The following is a 15,589-nucleotide window of genomic DNA, read 5'->3' as shown; positions in this document are numbered from 1 at the left end:
CCCATGCTGCCGACCATCCTCGACCTCTCGACCCTGCGCGACCTCTACGCCTCGGGCCGGCTCACGCCGGTGGATCTCGCAAAGGCGGTCGCCGACCGCATGGAGGCCTTAGCCGACCCGGCGGTGTTCATCACGCCCGTGAGCCGGGCCGACCTCGTGGCCGCCGCGGGCGACCTCGTCGCACGCCACCCCGAGCCGAACTCCCTGCCGCTGTGGGGCGTGCCCTTCGCGGTCAAGGACAACATCGACGTCGCCGGCCTGCCCACCACCGCCGCCTGCCCGGCCTTCGCCTACAGGCCGACGACCGACGCGACGGTGGTGGCCCGGCTCAAGGCGGCCGGCGCGCTCGTGACGGGCAAGACCAACCTCGACCAGTTCGCCACCGGGCTGAACGGTACCCGCTCCCCCTACGGTGCCCCGCGCAGCGTGTTCGACGCGGCCTACGTCTCGGGGGGATCGAGCTCCGGCTCGGCGGTGGCGGTCGCCGCCGGGCTGGCGAGCTTCTCGCTCGGCACCGACACCGCCGGCTCCGGCCGGGTGCCGGCGGCCTTCAACAACCTCGTTGGCATCAAGCCGACGCCGGGCCTCCTCAGCACCACCGGCCTCGTGCCCGCCTGCCGCAGCCTCGATTGCATCAGTCTTTTCGCCGCCACCGTCGGCGACGGCCTGGCCGTGCGCCGGATCGCGGAAGGGTTCGACCCGGCCGACGCCTATTCGCGGCCCGCCGCGCCCCATGCCCTCCCCGCCGCCGGCCTGCGCGTCGGCGTGCTGACGCCGGCCGAGCGCGAGTTCCACGGCGATCGCGGCACCGAGGCGCTCTACGACGGCATGGTCGCCCGGCTGGAGGCGGCCGGCGCCGTGGCGGTGCCGTTCGATTACGCCCCCTTCCGCGAGACCGCCGAACTGCTCTACCAGGGCCCTTGGGTCGCCGAGCGGATGGCGGCGGTGGCCGCCTTCCACGCCGATCACCCCGACGCCTTCGATCCGAGCGTGCGGGCCATCGTCGAATCGGCGCGGGCCTACAGCGCCGTCGACGCCTTCGAGGGCCTCTATGCCCTGCAGGCCCTGCGCCGCCGCGCCGAGGCGGCCTTCGCGCAGGTCGACATCCTGCTCCTGCCCACCGCGCCCACCACCTACACGGTGGAGGCGATGCTGGCCGACCCGCTCCGCCTCAACGGCCGCTTCGGGCATTACACCAACTTCGCCAACCTGCTGGGCTACGCCGCCATCGCGATCCCCGCCGGCTTCCGGCCCGACGGCATCCCCGGCGGCGTCACCCTGGTGGGGCCGGGCTTCAGCGACGACGCCCTGGGGCACCTCGCCGACACCCTGCACCGGGCGCTCGCCCCTGGCATGGGCGTCGACCGCGCGGCGGCGCTGCCCGAGGCGAGCCGCGTGGCTCCGCCCGTGCCCGGCACCATCCCCCTGGTTGTGGTGGGCGCCCATCTCTCGGGGCTCGCCCTCAACCACCAGCTCGTCGACCTCGGGGCGACGCTGATGGGCGAAGCACGCACCGCGCCCGACTACCGCCTCTACGCCCTGCCCGGCACCCGGCCCGCCAAGCCCGGGCTCCTGCGCGATCCCGGCTTTGCCGGGCCGGGGCTGGCGGTCGAGGTCTGGGGGCTGTCGCCGGACGCCTTCGGCCGCTTCACGGCGGCGATCCCCGCCCCCCTCGGGATCGGCAAGGTCGTCCTGGCGGACGGCCGCATCGTGTCCGGATTCCTGTGCGAGGCCCATGCCGTCGAGGGGGCGGAGGAGATCACGCGGTTCGGCGGGTGGCGGGCCTATCTCGCGGCGGCATGATTGCACAGGCGGTTGGATCGCCGGCGTCCCCGCCCCATCTCGTGGTCGCGGGCCACCTCCGGCGCCGGTCCTCGTTTCGCGAGGATGCGCGGACGGCCCGATGTTCCCATGCCGGAAAACGAGTGAGATGCGCGTCGTCGTCGATCTGAACCGCTGCCAGGGCTATGCCCAATGCTGCTATGCCGCCCCCGAGAGCTTCGAACTGCGCGGCGCCGAGATCCTGGTCTACGATCCCGCCCCGAGCGCCGAACACCGCGGCCGGATCGAGCGTGCGGCCCAGTCCTGCCCGGTGCGCGCCATCACCGTTCAGGCCGACGAGCCCGCCGCCGGCGCCGGCCGATGACCTCCGCCCGGATCCCCCGTGCCGATGAGGACGCCCGCGTCGTCGTGGTCGGCGCCTCGCTGGCGGGCCTGCGCGGGGCGGAGAGCCTGCGGCTCGCCGGCCATCGCGGCCCGCTGACCATCGTCGGCGACGAGCCGCATCTCCCCTACGACCGGCCGCCCCTGTCGAAGCACGTCATCGCCGGCGAGATGGCGCCCGATGCCACCACCCTGCCCCATCGCCTCGATCTCGACGCCGCCTGGCGGCTCGGAGCCGGTGCCGCCGGCCTCGACCGCCAGGGCCGCACGATCGTGCTCTCGGACGGCGAGCGCCTGCCCTACGACCGCCTCCTGATCGCCACCGGTGCCCGGGCCCGGCCCTGGCACGATGAGGCAGAGGGCGCCCTCGATGGGGTGTTCACCCTGCGCGGGCGCGACGACGCGGCGGCCCTGCGTGCCGCCCTGGCCGCTGCGCCCAAGCGCGTGCTGATCGTCGGCGGCGGCTTCATCGGTTGCGAGGTCGCCTCGGTCTGCCGCGACCTCGGACTGCCCGTGACCCTGGTCGATCCGCTGCCCGCGCCCCTGGCCAAGGTGCTGGGTCTGGCCGTGTCCGGCTTCCTGCGCGACTGGATCGCTGCGGCGGGCGTCGAGGTCCGCTCGAACACGGGGCTGCGCTCCCTCGACGGCCGCGACGGCCGGGTCGTGGGCGCCACCCTCGACGACGGCCGCACCATCGCCGCCGACGTGGTGGTCGTGGCGCTGGGGGCCGTTCCCAACACCGGGTGGCTCGAGGGCTCCGGCTTGGCGCTCGAATCCGGCGCCCTCGTCTGCGACGGGCACGCCCGGGTGCGGGCGCAGGATGGCGGCCTCCACCCCGAGATCCGCGCGGCCGGCGACGTCGCCCTGTGGCCGCACCCCCTCTACGACGGCCGCATGGTGCGCCTCGAACACTGGGGCAACGCGGTGGCGCAGGGCGAATACGCCGGCCGGGCCCTGGCACTCGGCGACGGCGACCGGCCGGCCTTCGCCGGGATGCCCGAGTTCTGGTCCAACCAGTTCGGGATCACCATCAAGCTCGCCGGGCTGACCGAGGGCGCCGACAGCCTCGCCGTCGTGCAGGGTTCGCTGAAGGACAGGCGGTTCCTGGCGGTCTACGGCCGGGCCGGGCGCACCGTCGCCGCCCTGTCGGTGGATTGCGCCCGCTGGCTGCCGGCCTATGCCGAGGCGATCGCCGCCCGGGCGCCGTTCCCGCCGATCGCGAACGCCCTCGACCAGCCCTCGCGCCTCGGGACGCTCGACCCGTCCTGGCCCACCCCTCCTCCCGAGGTTTCCGCCCGTGGCTGACCCGACCCTGTTCGCCCAGATCAAGGACCCGGCCAACCGGGCCGACCCCTATCCGCTCTACGCCCGCCTGCGCGGCCACCCCGTGCTGCGCCAGGACGACGACAGCTACCTCGTGAGTTCGCATGCGGCGATCCGGGCGCTGCTGTTCGACCCGCGCATCAGTTCGGCCGACCTGCCGCCGGCCCACAGCCCGGCCACCGGCAACCCGTTCAAGGACTGGATCCTGCGGCCGATCAAGGACGAGATCGTCACCCGCCACCGGCCGCTGATTTTTCGCGATCCCCCCGACCACGACGCCCTGCGGCGGATCGTGATGACCCAGTTCACGCCCGAGCGCGTCCACGGGATGAAGGCGCGCACGCAGAGCCTGGTGGACGAACTCCTCGACCGCCGCCGCGGCGGCGACGCGATCTGCGTGGTCGAGGACCTCGCCTATCCCCTCCCCGTCACCGTCATCTGCGAGATGCTGGGCGTGCCGCCCGAGGACGAGCCGACCTTCCAGGGCTGGGCGACGCAGCTCGCCACGGCGCTCGAACCCGATGCCCGCCACGACGAGGAGACGCAGAAGCAGACGCGCACGACCTTCGACGCCATCTCGGCCTACATGAAGGACCTGATCAAGGAGAAGCGCGCCAGGCCCGTGGACGACATGCTCAGCGGCCTGGCCGCCGAGACCCCCGCCGGCCGGATGGGCGACTTCGACCTCATCGCCACGGCGATCCTGCTCCTGGTGGCCGGGCACGAGACCACCGTGAACCTGATCGCCAACGGCATGCTCACCCTGCTGCGCCACCCCGACGAGTTGGAGCGCCTGCGCCGCGACCCCGAGCGGGCGCCCCGGCTGATCGAGGAATGCCTGCGCTACGAGCCGCCGGTGCATTTCCGGACCCGCAAGGCGCTCTGCGACATCCCGGTGGCCGGCACGGTCATCCCCGAGGGCGCCGCGGTGGCGCTGCTGTTCGCCGCCGCCAACCGCGATCCCGACCGGTTCACCGATCCGGACCGGTTCGATCCCGACCGCGCCGACAACCAGCACTTCGGCTTCGGCGGCAGCCTGCACTACTGCCTCGGGGCGCCGCTCGCCCGGATCGAGGCCGAGATCGCCCTCGTCACCCTGGCCCGCCGCCTGAAAGCGCCTCTCCTCCTGGACGATCCGCCGCCCTACCGGGACGGCGCGTCCCTACGCGGCCCCAAGACCCTGCGGGTGGCGATCGACGGCCTCGTCTGAGGCGGGTGTCCTCACTCCACCCTATCCCCGCGCAACCTTCGCGGCGCATCCTGGCTCGCAAGGGCGCGCCGTGGCCTCGGCCCGAGTAGCGCCCGGCGGACGGAGGGCGCGCGGGTGGACGAACCGGATATCCCGTTCCTGAGGTACCTCGACGAGGACGCCGCCCAGGCGATCCGCGACCGGCTCGCCTCCGTGGCGGTGGCCGGCGGGCAGGTGCTGTTCCACGAGGGCGACGAGGCCGACGCCCTCTACACCCTGGCCTCTGGCGCCATCGGCATCTCGCGGCGCGATCCCCGGACCGGCGCCATCCGCCGGGTCGCGCGCCTGCGCCCGCCGATCACCGTCGGCGAGATGGCCCTGCTCTCGGAGGGGCCGCGCTCGGCCACCGCCACGGCGCTGCGCGATTCGCACCTCTACCGCCTCAGCCGCCGGGCGTTCGAGGATCTGGTCGAGCGCCATCCCTCGACGATGCTCTACTTCACGCGCCTCCTCGCCGACCGCCTGCGCCGGGCCGACGAGGCCCCGGCCCTGGACAATGCGCCCCGCACCTTCACGGTGCTGCCGGTGACCGCCGGCATCGACGCGGGCGCCCTCGCCCACGGCTTCGCCGGGGCGCTGCCGGGCCAGGTCGGCTATCTCGACGCCTGGCCGGAGGAGGCGGACGAGACCTGGTTCCACCGCTTCGAGAGCGGGCACGACCGCGTCGTCTACCGCGCCGACGAGCCCGGCAGCGCCTGGACCCGCCTGTGCCTGCGCCGGTCCGACCACGTCCTGCTCCTGGCCGCGGCCGGGCAGCCGCCCAAGCCCGCCTGCGCCGATTTCGCCGCCCGCACGCCCTCGGACTGGGTCCGCCACGACCTCGTCGTGGTCCAGGCCCCGGACGCGGTGCTGCCGCGCCCGGCCCACCGGGTGTTCTCGGGCGTGCCGGTCTCCCTGCGCATCCACGTCAGGCCGGGCCGGGCCGACGATCTCGGCCGCCTCGCGCGGCTCGCCAGCGGCTGCGCCAGGGCGGTGGTGTTCGGTGGCGGCGGTGCGCGTGGGTTCGCGCATCTGGGCGTCATCCGGGCCCTTGAGGAGGCGGGCCTGCCGATCGATGCGGTGGGGGGCACCAGCATGGGCGCCATCGTGGCGGCGAGCCTCGCCATGGGCTGGAGCGGCGCGCGCATCCTCGACCAGACCGTGGCCGCCTTCGTGTCGCGCAACCCGCTGAACGACTACACCCTGCCGATCCTCGCCCTCACCCGCGGCGCCAAGGTCGACGAGGGCCTCGCCCGCACCTTCGCCGACACCCGGATCGAGGATCTGTGGCTGCCGTTCTTCTGCCTGTCCTCCAACCTCACCACCGGCACCGCCATGGTGCACGAGGCGGGCGACCTCGTCACGGCGCTGCGCGCCAGCATCGCCATCCCCGGCCTGTTGCCGCCGGTGTGCACGCCCGAGGGCATCCTGGTGGACGGGGGCATGATGAACAACCTGCCGGTGGACGTGATGGCGAGCCGCCAGCGCGGCCCCGTCCTCGGCGTCGACGTCGCCAGCGACCTCGCCTTCCAGAGCGTCCCGGCGCGGTCCTGGCGCGGACGCATGCTGCGCCAATGGCTCCGTGCGCCCCAGGAGACGCCGGGCATCGCGCAACTGCTGCTGCGGGCCGCCACCGTCTCCTCGGACGCGCAGACGGCGCTGACCTCCCGTCACGCCGCCGCCGTGCTGCGGCCGCCGCTCGCCGGCATCGACCTCAGGGCGTGGTCCTCGCACGCGACCACCGCCGCCATCGGCCACCGCCACGCGGTCGATCAGATCGCGGCGGGCACCCTGGCGCCCTGGGCCGAGGAGGGGTGAACCGAGGCGTTCAGTCGAGGCCGGCTCGCCGCGACAGCACCCCGTGGACCGAGTAGCCGCGGTAGCGTTGGCGCACCGTGCAGACGAACCCCTGGCTCGCTGCGATCCCGGCCATCGCGTCGGCCAAGGTCATGCGCGGCGTCACCGAAAAAGCCGCCAGCCAGCGGTTGAGCACCGCCCGGAACGGCCCCGGCAGACCCTCCTGGCCGCCGAAGTCGACCACGTGGAGCTCGCCGCCCGGCGCGAGGTATCCGGCGCTCTCGGCGAGCACCGCCTCCCAGGGCGGGATCATCGAGAGGGCGTAGGAGATGACGATCCGGTCGAAGGCGGGGCGGCCGAACAGCGCCAGGGGATCGAAATCGGTGGCGTCGGCGCAGGCGAGCCGGATGCGCGCGGAGGATCCCGCCCGCGACACCGACCGGGCGGCGGTGTCGAGCATCGCCGCCGAGACGTCGAGGCCGAAGCATCGGGCCTGCGGGTAGGTGGACGCGATGCGCACGAGGTTGCGCCCGGTGCCGCAGCCGATCTCCAGCACGCTGCCCCCCGCCGGCGGCTTCAGGGCATCGATGGCGGCGTCCCGGCCGAGGAGGTAGAACTTGCGGCTGGCGTCGTAGATGTGGCGCTGGCGCCGGTACATCCGGTCCATCGCCGCCGCGGCCGCCGTCATGGGCGAAGCCGATACAGGTGGAAGCCGCCGTAGATCGAGGAGCGGTCGCGGGCGCAGAGCGCCCGGCTCGTCGCCTCCTCGTAGGTCCAGGCGCCCAGGATCGCGTCGGGCACCCGGCCGGGCAGGCAGCGCTCGTCGGCCGCCGTGCGGAAGATCACCCGGGCGCCGGCGCGCGCGGTGCGGGTGATCTGCGTCCACAGGGCGGTGAGGTCGGCGTCGGTCATCCAGTCCTGGGCGTCGAGCAGCACGTAGGCGTCGGCGCTGCCTTCGGGGCTGGCGGCGAGGAAGGCGGTCATCGACTGCTGCTCGTAGCGCACCCGGGATGCGCGGGCGCGCACCGCCGCGAAACGGGCCGGCTGCAGGTAGGGCGGCAACGCGGCGTCGGCGGCCGGGTCGTAGCCGCGCCCGAAGGCCTGCCAGGCGAAGTAGTTGTCCTTGACCGCGACATCGCAGGCCAGCCGTTCCAGCCGGTGGCGCAGCACCGCCACCATGCCGCCGGGCAGGTCGTTCGCCAGCGCCCCGTATTGCGCCGGCGGGATGCCGAGGCCGTAGAGCGAGGCCGGCTTGCCGATCAGCCAGCGCACGAACGCCTTCTCGAACAGCGGCGCGATCTCGGCCTCGAAGGCGGCGCGCTGCTCGGCAAGCGTGCGGGCCCGCAGGACCGCGGAGAGGTCGTGGCCGTAGAGCCGGGCGAGGCGATGGCCCGCGCCGATGAACCGCCCGAGCAGGCCGGTGCGGTAGACGTTGGTGGCGAAGGCCGAGATGCGGCGGCGCCCGTCGAGGCCCCTCGCCTCCCAATAGGCCCGCGAGACCGGATCGAGCCGTGGCCGGATCAGGGCGTCGTAGGCGGCGACGTTCTCGGCGGCGTCGGCCCGGCCGAAGAACCGGAAGAACGCCCCGTGGTCCGGCAGCGCCTGCAGGCCGGCGAGCTTGAGGCGCCCGAGCGCCACATGGGCGCCGTTGAGGTCCACCGCGCTGACCCGGGCCGGATCGGCGGTGAGGTAGGACAGGACGTTGCAGCCGCCCGATGCGATGGCGACCACATGGTCCCGAGGCCCGAGGGCCAGGGCCTCCATGTCCACCACCGGGTCCTCCCAGATCTGCGGGTAGACCAGTCCGCTGAAGGCCAGGGTGAACAGCCGTTCCGAGAGCCCGGCGCGCGACAGGGCGGCGTTGCGATGCACCGCGCTCGTCAGCCCCAGGCTGGTCTCGCGGCGGATGGCACGTGCTGCACGCGTCATGGAGCGGTCTTCGGTCACGGGGTGAGGCGACTGCCTGATCCGAGCGCCGGTACGTCATCCCCGTGACCGTGCGGTGACGGTCTTCCCCGGCTCGCGCCGGAACGGGGAGCTTTGCCTGTCCGGACCCGGCCGGACAGGACACGATCGCTCCGATCCCGTCGATCGAACGATCGCGGGAGGCGTGCCTGCGCGCCCTGTCCGTTCAGGAAAGGGAGACCGCGCGTCGACAGATGGACGAAACCGTCATCGACGCGCGTAACGAAGCGCCCTCAGACCGGACGCGGCAGCTGGCAGGCGTCGAGGGCCGCGAGCGCCTTGGCCTTGGCGGAATCGTTGAAGTAGCCGGAGGTGCGGTAGGATTCGAGCTCGCCCCGGTCGAGGGAGGCCAGGGTCTTCTGCGCGTAGCAGCCGCAGGGGCGGGCGAGCGCGGTCTCGGGCACGCTCTGGAGGCGGCCCTGCGTCACGACGCAGGCGCGGCTGACGCGGCCGGTGAGGTTGCGCGTCGAGGCGGTCTTGAGCGCCGGGTCGGGCGTGAAGCCTTCGAGGCTCGCCGTGGGGCCGGGCTTGGCGGAGTTGCAGGCGGCGACGAGGGAGAGCAGGCCGGCCGCCAGGAGAAGGCGGCCGGTGCGCGGATGGGCGTAGCGCATGGAGGATATCCGGGTCGGTGGAGCGGGATCGTCGAACGATTCCGCTTTCACGCGCAGAGCCGTGGCGGCGCAAGGGCGACGCCGCCACACCTCCCGGGCAATCGCTCCGTGGGGCGCGATCAGCCGACGATGTCGCCGTCCTTGAAGAACTGCGCGATCTCCATGGCCGCGTTCTCGGCGCTGTCGGAGCCGTGGGCGGTGTTCTCGCCCACCGACTCGGAGAAGGTCTTGCGGATGGTGCCCTCGGCGGCCTGGGCCGGGTTGGTGGCGCCCATGATCTCGCGGTACTTGGCGACCGCGTTGTCGCCTTCGAGCACCTGAACCACCACGGGGCCGGAGGTCATGAAGTCCACGAGTTCGCCGAAGAACGGGCGCTCCTTGTGGATCTCGTAGAACGTTTCGGCCTGGGCCTTGGTCATCTGGATGCGGCGCTGGCCGACGATGCGCAGGCCCGCCTTCTCGATCAGCGCGTTGACGGCGCCGGTGAGGTTCCGCTTGGTCGCGTCGGGCTTGAGGATGGAGAAGGTGCGCTCGGTGGCCATGGTCGGTCCGGTTCTGGTCGGTGAGCCGAAAACGGCTTCGGCGCCGGGCTTATAGCCGGCACGCCCCGGTGCCTCAACCCAAGGCCCGAATCGCGCCGAGGCCCGAATCGCGCTCACCATGGCAGGAACGCAACACCGCCGGAAAATCGCCCGAAAGCGATGGCTTCCTGGCGGATGACGGCGCCGGCCCCTCCCGTGGTCCGGCGCTAGCCCCTCATCCAAAGGAGATCCGAGCCATGCGTGTCGCCGTGACAGCCGCCCTCCTCCTCTCCGGCCTCGGTGCCGCCGCCGCGGCACCCGCCCAGGACCCGTCGGGCACCTGGCTTACCGGCGACGGCCGCGCCAAGATCCGGATCGACCGCTGCGGCCCCGGCGCCGCCCAGGTCTGCGGCAAGGTCGTCTGGCTCAAGGTGCCGACCACCGAGACGGGCAGCCCGCGCACCGATCTCAAGAATCCCGACCCTAAGAAGCGCAACCGACCGGTGCTCGGCCTGCCGCTCCTGGAGGGCCTGAAGCCCGACGACGCCAAGTTCTCGGGCGACATCTACAACATCGAGGAAGGCAAGACCTATCAGGTCAGCCTCGAGCGCGAGAGCGGCAGCGAACTCAGCGTCTCCGGCTGCCTCCTCAAGGTGCTGTGCGGCTCGCAGACCTGGACCCGCGTGCCGGACGTGAACCAGCAGGCGGCCGTCGCCAAGCCCACGCCGTAACCGCCCACGCCGTAACCCCCCACGCCGTAACGAGCCGATCCCGGGGCGCCCTGCGCCCCGGCTTGGCACGGAATTCACGCCTCTCCCGCCGCCATCGCGAGGAGAGAGGATCACGTGGCTGCCGACGCCGCCCCTTGCCACGGGATCGTTGCCGAGGCGCGCCTGTCGCCGGCCCGCGAGGCCAGGGCCTGGCTCGCCTGCCGCGCCGAGGCCTTCGCGATCCCGATCGGAGCGGCCGCCGCCGGTCTCGCCCTGTTCAGCCTGTTCCTGCCGGGCCTCGGGCACTCGCCGGCCACCTTCCTCGACCTCGTCTACCGCAGCGGCCTCGGCTCGCCCTTCGCCTTCCAGAACAGCCTGCAGCGGGCGGCCCCGATCCTGGTCGCGGCCCTGTGCGTGGCCCTGCCCGCCCGGATCGGGCGCGTGATCATCGGCAGCGAGGGTGCCATCGTCCTGGGCGGTCTCGCCGCGGCGGCGGCCCAGCCCCTGTCCGGTGCACCAGCCGGCGCGGCGATCCCCCCGATGGCGCTGGCGGCGGCCCTGGCCGGGCCCTCCGGATCGCAGCGGTGGAGGCTTGGCGCGCCTATCGCGGCGTCAACCATCGCCAGCCTCTCGATGTCCCGAGGCCGTGACGACGCCGCGCCTAACCCTCCTGCGCCCGTTCGCGCAGCAGGTATTTCTGCACCTTGCCGGTGGAGGTCTTCGGCAATTCGCCGAAGACGATGTGGCGGGGCAGCTTGTAGGGGGCGAGCCGCTCGCGGCACCAGGCGATGATCTCGTCGGCGCCGGCTTCGCTCCCGACCTTGAGTTCGACGAAGGCGCAGGGCGTCTCGCCCCATTTCTCGTCGGGCCGCGCCACCACCGCGGCCGCGGCGATGGCCGGATGCTTGAACAGGACGTCCTCCACCTCGATGGAGGAGATGTTCTCGCCGCCCGAGATGATGATGTCCTTGGAACGGTCCTTGAGCTGGACGTAGCCGTCGGCGTGCTTCACCCCGAGGTCGCCGGTGTGGAACCAGCCGCCGGCGAAGGCCGCCCGCGTCGAGGCCGGGTTCTTGAGGTAGCCGCGCATCACCACGTTGCCGCGCATCATGACCTCGCCCAGGGTGGTGCCGTCGGCGGGCACCGGTTCGAGGGTGTCGGGGTCGCGCACGTCGAGGCCTTCGAGCACCGGGTAGCGCACCCCCTGGCGCGCCTTCTTGGCGGCCTGCTCGTCGGGGGGCAGGTCGTCCCATTCGGCGTGCCAGGCGTTGACCACCGCCGGGCCGTAGCTCTCGGTGAGGCCATAGAGATGGGTGACGGCAAAGCCGGCCTCCCGCATCCCGGCCAGCACCGCCTCCGGCGGCGGGGCGGCGGCCGTGAAGAAGGCCACCCGGTGCGGCAGCGGCCGGCGCTCCTCCGCCGGGGCGTTGACGAGGAGCGACATCACGATGGGCGCGCCGCACAGGTGCGTGACCCCGTGCTCGGCCATCAGCCGGTACATCGCCCCCGCCCTGACCTGGCGCAGGCAGACATGGGTGCCGGCCACGATGGAGAGGGTCCAGGTGAAGCACCAGCCGTTGCAGTGGAACATCGGCAGGGTCCAGAGATAGACCGGGTGCTGCCCGAGGTCCCCCGTGACGACGTTGCCGAGCGACAGCAGGGCCGCGCCGCGGTGATGGTAGACCACGCCCTTGGGGTCGCCGGTGGTGCCGGAGGTGTAGTTGAGCGAGATCGCGTCCCACTCGTCGGCGGGCATCGCCCACGCGTGGTCGGGGTCGCCCTCCGCCAGCAGAGCCTCGTAGTCGAGGGTGCCGAGGCGGTCCCCGGGGCCGTCGTATTCGGGATCGTCGTAGTCGATCACCAGAGGGGTGACGCCGGCCTTTTCCAGGGCCGGCCCGGCCACGCGAGCGAACTCGCGGTCGGTGACCAGGACCCTGGCCTCGGCGTGGTCGAGGCAGAACGCCAAGGCGGCGGCGTCGAGGCGGGTGTTGAGGGTGTTGAGCACCGCGCCGGTCATCGGCACCCCGTAGTGCGCCTCGATCATGGCCGGCGTGTTGGCGAGCAGCACCGCCACCGTGTCGCCCCGCCCGATGCCGCGCCGCTCCAGGGCCGAGGCGAGCCGGCGCGAGCGGGCGTAGAGGTCGGCATAGGTCCGCCGCAGGGGGCCGTGGATCACGGCGATCCGGTCGGGGAACACCCGCGCCGCCCGTTCGAGGTAGGTCAGAGGCGTCAACGGCTGGTAGTTCGCCGGGACCTTGTCGAGGTCCCGGTCGTAGATCGTCTCGCGGCGCATGGACCCCTCCCGGGCGGTCTTTGGCCGCGACACTATCGCATGGCGCCGCCCGATCAATCGGGAGGCGCCGCCGGACCCCCTTACGGATCCAGCCCCTCGGCCTTGCGCTGGGCCGCACGGCGCCGCTCCACGTGGGCCACCGAGAAGATCGAGGCCTCGTAGAGGAGCAGCATCGGCAGGGCCAGCGAGAGCTGCGAGATCACGTCCGGAGGGGTCAGGATCGCGGCGGCGACGAAGACCAGCACGATGGCATAGCGGCGCTTCTCGCGCAGAAAGGCGGTGTCGATGACGCCGATCTGGCCGAGCAGGGTCAGGATCACCGGCAACTGGAAGGCCAGCCCGAACGCGAAGATCAGCGTCATGATCAGCGAGAGGTACTCGTCGACCTTGGGCAGGAGCGAGATCGTCGCCTCGCCCGGCTCGCCGATCTGCTGCAGGCTCACCGAGAACTGGATGAGCAGCGGCATGGCGAGGAAGAACACCACCAGCGCGCCGAGGAAGAAGAAGATCGGGGTGGCCACGAGATAGGGCAGGAACGCCTTGCGCTCGTTCTTGTAGAGGCCCGGCGCCACGAAGGCGTAGATCTGCGTGGCGATCACCGGAAAGGCGAGGAAGCCCGCGCCGAAGACGCTGAGCTTGATGTTGGTGAAGACCTGCTCGAGGAAGTGCGTCGCGATCAGCTTGGCGTTGGCCGCACCCACGATGCTGACGTAGGGATAGACCAGGATGTTGTAGATGTGCTTCGAAAAGAAGAAGCACACGAAGAACATCACGATGAAGGCGGCCAGCGACTTGATCAGCCGCGAGCGCAACTCGATCAGATGCTCGATGAGGGGCGCGCGCGACGCCTCGATGTCCGCGTCGTCGGTGGTGGTGCTCATCGTCACGCGCCCGGGGTCGGAGACGTCGGCCGCGGCGCGACCGGGTCGGTGGGGGCCGGAGCCGGGGCGTCGGATTCCTCGGAGGCCGTCGTCGGGGCCTGCGCGGCCTCGGGGCCGGCCCTGAGGGTCTCGCTCTCGGCCGCCGCCAGCTGGGCCGCGACATTGGCGAGCGGCTGCGTGCTCGACTGGGCGTGCCCGCCCTCGACCGCGCCCTTGATCTCGTTGCGGATGGTCTGGACCGGGTCGAACACCGGCCCCATCGTGCCGGCGGACCGCTTGATGCCGTCGACCTCGCGGCGGACCTCGTCGAGCTCGGCCTCGCGCACCGCTTCCTTGAACTGGTACTGGAACTCGCCGGCCATGCGCCGCATCTTGCCGGTGACCTGACCCACCGTCCGCAGCGCCTTGGGCAGATCCTTCGGGCCGATGACGATCAGGGCGATGCCGCCGATCAGCATCACCTCGCCCCAACTCATGTCAAACATGGCGTCGATCGTCCCGTGGGCTCTTCGGCATGGCCCGCCTCACGATCCGGCGGCGACTCCCGGCCGGCCGCTCGACTCCGTCCATCGTGGGGCGTGCGAACCCGAGTGTCAGCCGACCTTGCGGTCGGCGGCGACGGTGTTGGCCGGGGCCGGCTCGCCCTGGTGCGGGAGCGTGCGTACCGGGTCGGTGGCGCTGACGGGCGTGACCGGCTGGGCTGGGGGAACGGCGGCGGGCGTCTCGTCCTCGGCCATGCCCTTCTTGAAGGCCTTGATGCCCTTGGCGACGTCGCCCATCAGGTCCGAGATCTTGCCGCGGCCGAACAGCAGCATCACGATGCCGGCGACGATGATCCAGTGCCAGATACTCATGCTGCCCATGGCAACCTCCTGCGCCGCGGGCGGAACCCGCGCGGCGGCGTCTCGTGCGATCGGATTGGGGCGAACCTAAGGATCGGACGCCACGAACACAAGAAGCGGCAAAGGCCGCAGGAGCGATCGACGCGGGATGGCGGTACGACCGTGCTTCCCTCAGGCGGCCCGGGTCAGCGCGGCGGCGAAGGCGGCGCGGGCCTGCGCCACGTCGAGGTCGGCGGCCGGGCGCAGGCGCGCCAGGGCCGCATCGGCACGCACGCGGGCCTGCCCGGCGAGCCCCGGCGTCGCCTCGGCCACGCCGGCCATCTCCGCCAGATCGCCGTTGCAATGCAGGGCGACGTCGATCCCGGCCGCGAAGGCGGCCTGCGTCCGCTCGGCGAAGGTGCCGCTGAGCGCGTGCATCGAGAGGTCGTCGGTCATCAGGAGGCCCTGGAAGCCGATCGCGCCGCGGATGATTTCAGCGATCATGCGGGGCGACTGGGTGGCGGGCCGGTCGGGGTCGATCGCGGCGTAGACGACGTGGGCGCTCATCGCCATGGGCAGGTCGGCCAGCGCCCGGAAGGGCGCGAAGTCGTGGGGCTCGAGGCTGTCGCGGTCGGCCTCCACCACCGGCAGGCCCTTGTGGCTGTCGCAGGCCGCGCGGCCGTGCCCGGGGATGTGCTTCATCACCGGCAGGACGCCGCCGGCCATCAGGCCCTCGGCCACCGCGCGGCCGATGGCGACGACGGACGCCACGGTCTCGCCGTAGGCCCGGTCGCCGATCACGTCGTGGGCGCCGGCCACCGGGACGTCGAGCACGGGCGCGCAATCGACGTTGATGCCGACGTCGGCGAGGTCGTGGGCCATCAGGCGCGCACCCAGGCGCGCCACCGTGGCGGCCGCGGCGTCGAGCCGCCCGAAGATCCGGCCCGGCGGGTAGGACGGCCAGTGCGGCGGTCCCATGCGCTGCACGCGGCCGCCCTCCTGGTCGATGAGGATCGGCGCGTCGGCACGCCCGACGATGTCGCGCAGGGACGCGGTCAGGGCGCGGACCTCGTCCGGCGTGCCGATGTTGCGCTTGAACAGGATGAAGCCCCACGGCTGGACCGCGCGGAAGAACGCTGTCTCCTCCGCCGAGAGGGTCCGGCCGGCACAGCCGAGGATCAGGGCGCGGGTGGTCATGGACTGGGGCTCGCGTCGGGGACTGTCACGAAAGAACACCAGCGCGGCGGGAACGCGCCGCCGCGCAGGTGCGCTCGCT

At 72.6% G+C, this 15,589-nt stretch carries 15 protein-coding genes; 6 read left to right on the top strand and 9 right to left on the bottom strand.

The features are described from left to right. Positions 1-3: 3 nt before the first annotated feature. The 5 genes from atzF to ASG40_RS18245 all read left to right on the top strand — a co-directional run bounded on the left by atzF (position 4) and on the right by ASG40_RS18245 (position 6,532). Complete coding sequence (gene atzF / locus ASG40_RS18265; protein WP_055888876.1) at positions 4-1,803, top strand: allophanate hydrolase; 1,800 nt, start codon at positions 4-6, stop codon at positions 1,801-1,803. A 127-nt stretch (positions 1,804-1,930) separates the two neighbouring features. Further along, positions 1,931-2,146, top strand: coding sequence for a ferredoxin (locus ASG40_RS18260; RefSeq protein WP_055888874.1), 216 nt, complete (start codon positions 1,931-1,933; stop codon positions 2,144-2,146). After that, positions 2,143-3,468 (top strand): NAD(P)/FAD-dependent oxidoreductase, encoded by a 1,326-nt coding sequence (locus ASG40_RS18255; protein ID WP_055888872.1) that lies wholly within the window; start codon positions 2,143-2,145, stop codon positions 3,466-3,468. The genes ASG40_RS18260 and ASG40_RS18255 overlap by 4 nt, the downstream gene beginning before the upstream one ends. After that, positions 3,461-4,696 carry a cytochrome P450 gene (locus tag ASG40_RS18250; protein ID WP_055888870.1) on the top strand — a complete coding sequence of 412 codons (1,236 nt, stop codon included), beginning with the start codon at positions 3,461-3,463 and terminating at the stop codon, positions 4,694-4,696. Before ASG40_RS18255 ends, ASG40_RS18250 begins: the two co-directional genes overlap by 8 nt. A 114-nt stretch (positions 4,697-4,810) precedes the next feature. After that, a complete protein-coding gene (locus tag ASG40_RS18245; protein ID WP_055888868.1) occupies positions 4,811-6,532 on the top strand; it encodes a patatin-like phospholipase family protein in 1,722 nt (573 codons plus the stop codon). Between the two features lie 10 nt (positions 6,533-6,542). Here ASG40_RS18245 and ASG40_RS18240 read toward each other — a convergent pair whose 3' ends face one another. From ASG40_RS18240 to ndk, 4 genes are all read right to left on the bottom strand, one after another. Beyond that, on the bottom strand, positions 6,543-7,199 hold the full coding sequence (locus tag ASG40_RS18240) for a class I SAM-dependent methyltransferase (protein ID WP_055888866.1): 657 nt from the start codon (positions 7,197-7,199) through the stop codon (positions 6,543-6,545). Beyond that, positions 7,196-8,440, bottom strand: coding sequence for a DUF3419 family protein (locus tag ASG40_RS18235; protein ID WP_055888864.1), 1,245 nt, complete (start codon positions 8,438-8,440; stop codon positions 7,196-7,198). The genes ASG40_RS18240 and ASG40_RS18235 overlap by 4 nt, the downstream gene beginning before the upstream one ends. A 269-nt stretch (positions 8,441-8,709) precedes the next feature. Continuing rightward, positions 8,710-9,087: a hypothetical protein gene (locus ASG40_RS18230; RefSeq protein ID WP_055888863.1), complete on the bottom strand. Its 378-nt coding sequence runs from the start codon at positions 9,085-9,087 to the stop codon at positions 8,710-8,712. A gap of 119 nt (positions 9,088-9,206) precedes the next feature. Continuing rightward, complete coding sequence (ndk, locus tag ASG40_RS18225) at positions 9,207-9,629, bottom strand: nucleoside-diphosphate kinase (protein ID WP_055888859.1); 423 nt, start codon at positions 9,627-9,629, stop codon at positions 9,207-9,209. 236 nt (positions 9,630-9,865) lie between these two features. On the opposite strand from ndk, the gene ASG40_RS18220 reads away from it, so the two are divergent. Then, complete coding sequence (locus ASG40_RS18220) at positions 9,866-10,339, top strand: DUF2147 domain-containing protein (protein WP_055888857.1); 474 nt, start codon at positions 9,866-9,868, stop codon at positions 10,337-10,339. Positions 10,340-10,979: 640 nt separating this feature from the next. Here the strand turns inward: ASG40_RS18220 and ASG40_RS18210 are convergent. The 5 genes from ASG40_RS18210 to nagZ form a co-directional block, all read right to left on the bottom strand. Then, the gene (locus ASG40_RS18210; RefSeq protein WP_055888853.1) at positions 10,980-12,611 is read right to left on the bottom strand and encodes an acyl-CoA synthetase; all 1,632 of its coding nucleotides are present in this window, start codon (positions 12,609-12,611) and stop codon (positions 10,980-10,982) included. 80 nt (positions 12,612-12,691) lie between these two features. After that, positions 12,692-13,492 carry a twin-arginine translocase subunit TatC gene (tatC, locus tag ASG40_RS18205; protein ID WP_055888851.1) on the bottom strand — a complete coding sequence of 267 codons (801 nt, stop codon included), beginning with the start codon at positions 13,490-13,492 and terminating at the stop codon, positions 12,692-12,694. Between the two features lie 2 nt (positions 13,493-13,494). Continuing rightward, complete coding sequence (gene tatB, locus ASG40_RS18200) at positions 13,495-13,977, bottom strand: Sec-independent protein translocase protein TatB (RefSeq protein WP_055888849.1); 483 nt, start codon at positions 13,975-13,977, stop codon at positions 13,495-13,497. A gap of 108 nt (positions 13,978-14,085) precedes the next feature. Beyond that, the gene (locus ASG40_RS18195) at positions 14,086-14,355 is read right to left on the bottom strand and encodes a twin-arginine translocase TatA/TatE family subunit (protein ID WP_055888847.1); all 270 of its coding nucleotides are present in this window, start codon (positions 14,353-14,355) and stop codon (positions 14,086-14,088) included. 150 nt (positions 14,356-14,505) lie between these two features. Continuing rightward, entirely contained in the window at positions 14,506-15,510 is a 1,005-nt protein-coding gene (gene nagZ, locus ASG40_RS18190; protein WP_055888845.1) for a beta-N-acetylhexosaminidase, read from the bottom strand. Positions 15,511-15,589: the final 79 nt, after the last annotated feature.

The organism is Methylobacterium sp. Leaf399, assembly GCF_001424525.1.
In the GTDB taxonomy this organism is placed as follows: domain Bacteria; phylum Pseudomonadota; class Alphaproteobacteria; order Rhizobiales; family Beijerinckiaceae; genus Methylobacterium.
This window is presented reverse-complemented; position numbering and strand designations above follow the sequence as displayed.

What these genes read in the sequence shown, in the direction of transcription:
- ASG40_RS18220 (WP_055888857.1), top strand. Translation starts at nt 9,866, where the DNA reads ATGCGTGTCGCCGTGACAGCCGCCCTCCTCCTCTCCGGCCTCGGTGCC.
- atzF (WP_055888876.1), top strand. Translation starts at nt 4, where the DNA reads ATGCTGCCGACCATCCTCGACCTCTCGACCCTGCGCGACCTCTACGCC.
- nagZ (WP_055888845.1), bottom strand. Translation starts at nt 15,510, where the DNA reads ATGACCACCCGCGCCCTGATCCTCGGCTGTGCCGGCCGGACCCTCTCG.
- ASG40_RS18255 (WP_055888872.1), top strand. Translation starts at nt 2,143, where the DNA reads ATGACCTCCGCCCGGATCCCCCGTGCCGATGAGGACGCCCGCGTCGTC.
- ASG40_RS18230 (WP_055888863.1), bottom strand. Translation starts at nt 9,087, where the DNA reads ATGCGCTACGCCCATCCGCGCACCGGCCGCCTTCTCCTGGCGGCCGGC.
- ASG40_RS18260 (WP_055888874.1), top strand. Translation starts at nt 1,931, where the DNA reads ATGCGCGTCGTCGTCGATCTGAACCGCTGCCAGGGCTATGCCCAATGC.
- tatB (WP_055888849.1), bottom strand. Translation starts at nt 13,977, where the DNA reads ATGTTTGACATGAGTTGGGGCGAGGTGATGCTGATCGGCGGCATCGCC.
- ASG40_RS18235 (WP_055888864.1), bottom strand. Translation starts at nt 8,440, where the DNA reads ATGACGCGTGCAGCACGTGCCATCCGCCGCGAGACCAGCCTGGGGCTG.
- tatC (WP_055888851.1), bottom strand. Translation starts at nt 13,492, where the DNA reads ATGAGCACCACCACCGACGACGCGGACATCGAGGCGTCGCGCGCGCCC.
- ASG40_RS18240 (WP_055888866.1), bottom strand. Translation starts at nt 7,199, where the DNA reads ATGACGGCGGCCGCGGCGGCGATGGACCGGATGTACCGGCGCCAGCGC.
- ASG40_RS18210 (WP_055888853.1), bottom strand. Translation starts at nt 12,611, where the DNA reads ATGCGCCGCGAGACGATCTACGACCGGGACCTCGACAAGGTCCCGGCG.
- ASG40_RS18195 (WP_055888847.1), bottom strand. Translation starts at nt 14,355, where the DNA reads ATGGGCAGCATGAGTATCTGGCACTGGATCATCGTCGCCGGCATCGTG.
- ndk (WP_055888859.1), bottom strand. Translation starts at nt 9,629, where the DNA reads ATGGCCACCGAGCGCACCTTCTCCATCCTCAAGCCCGACGCGACCAAG.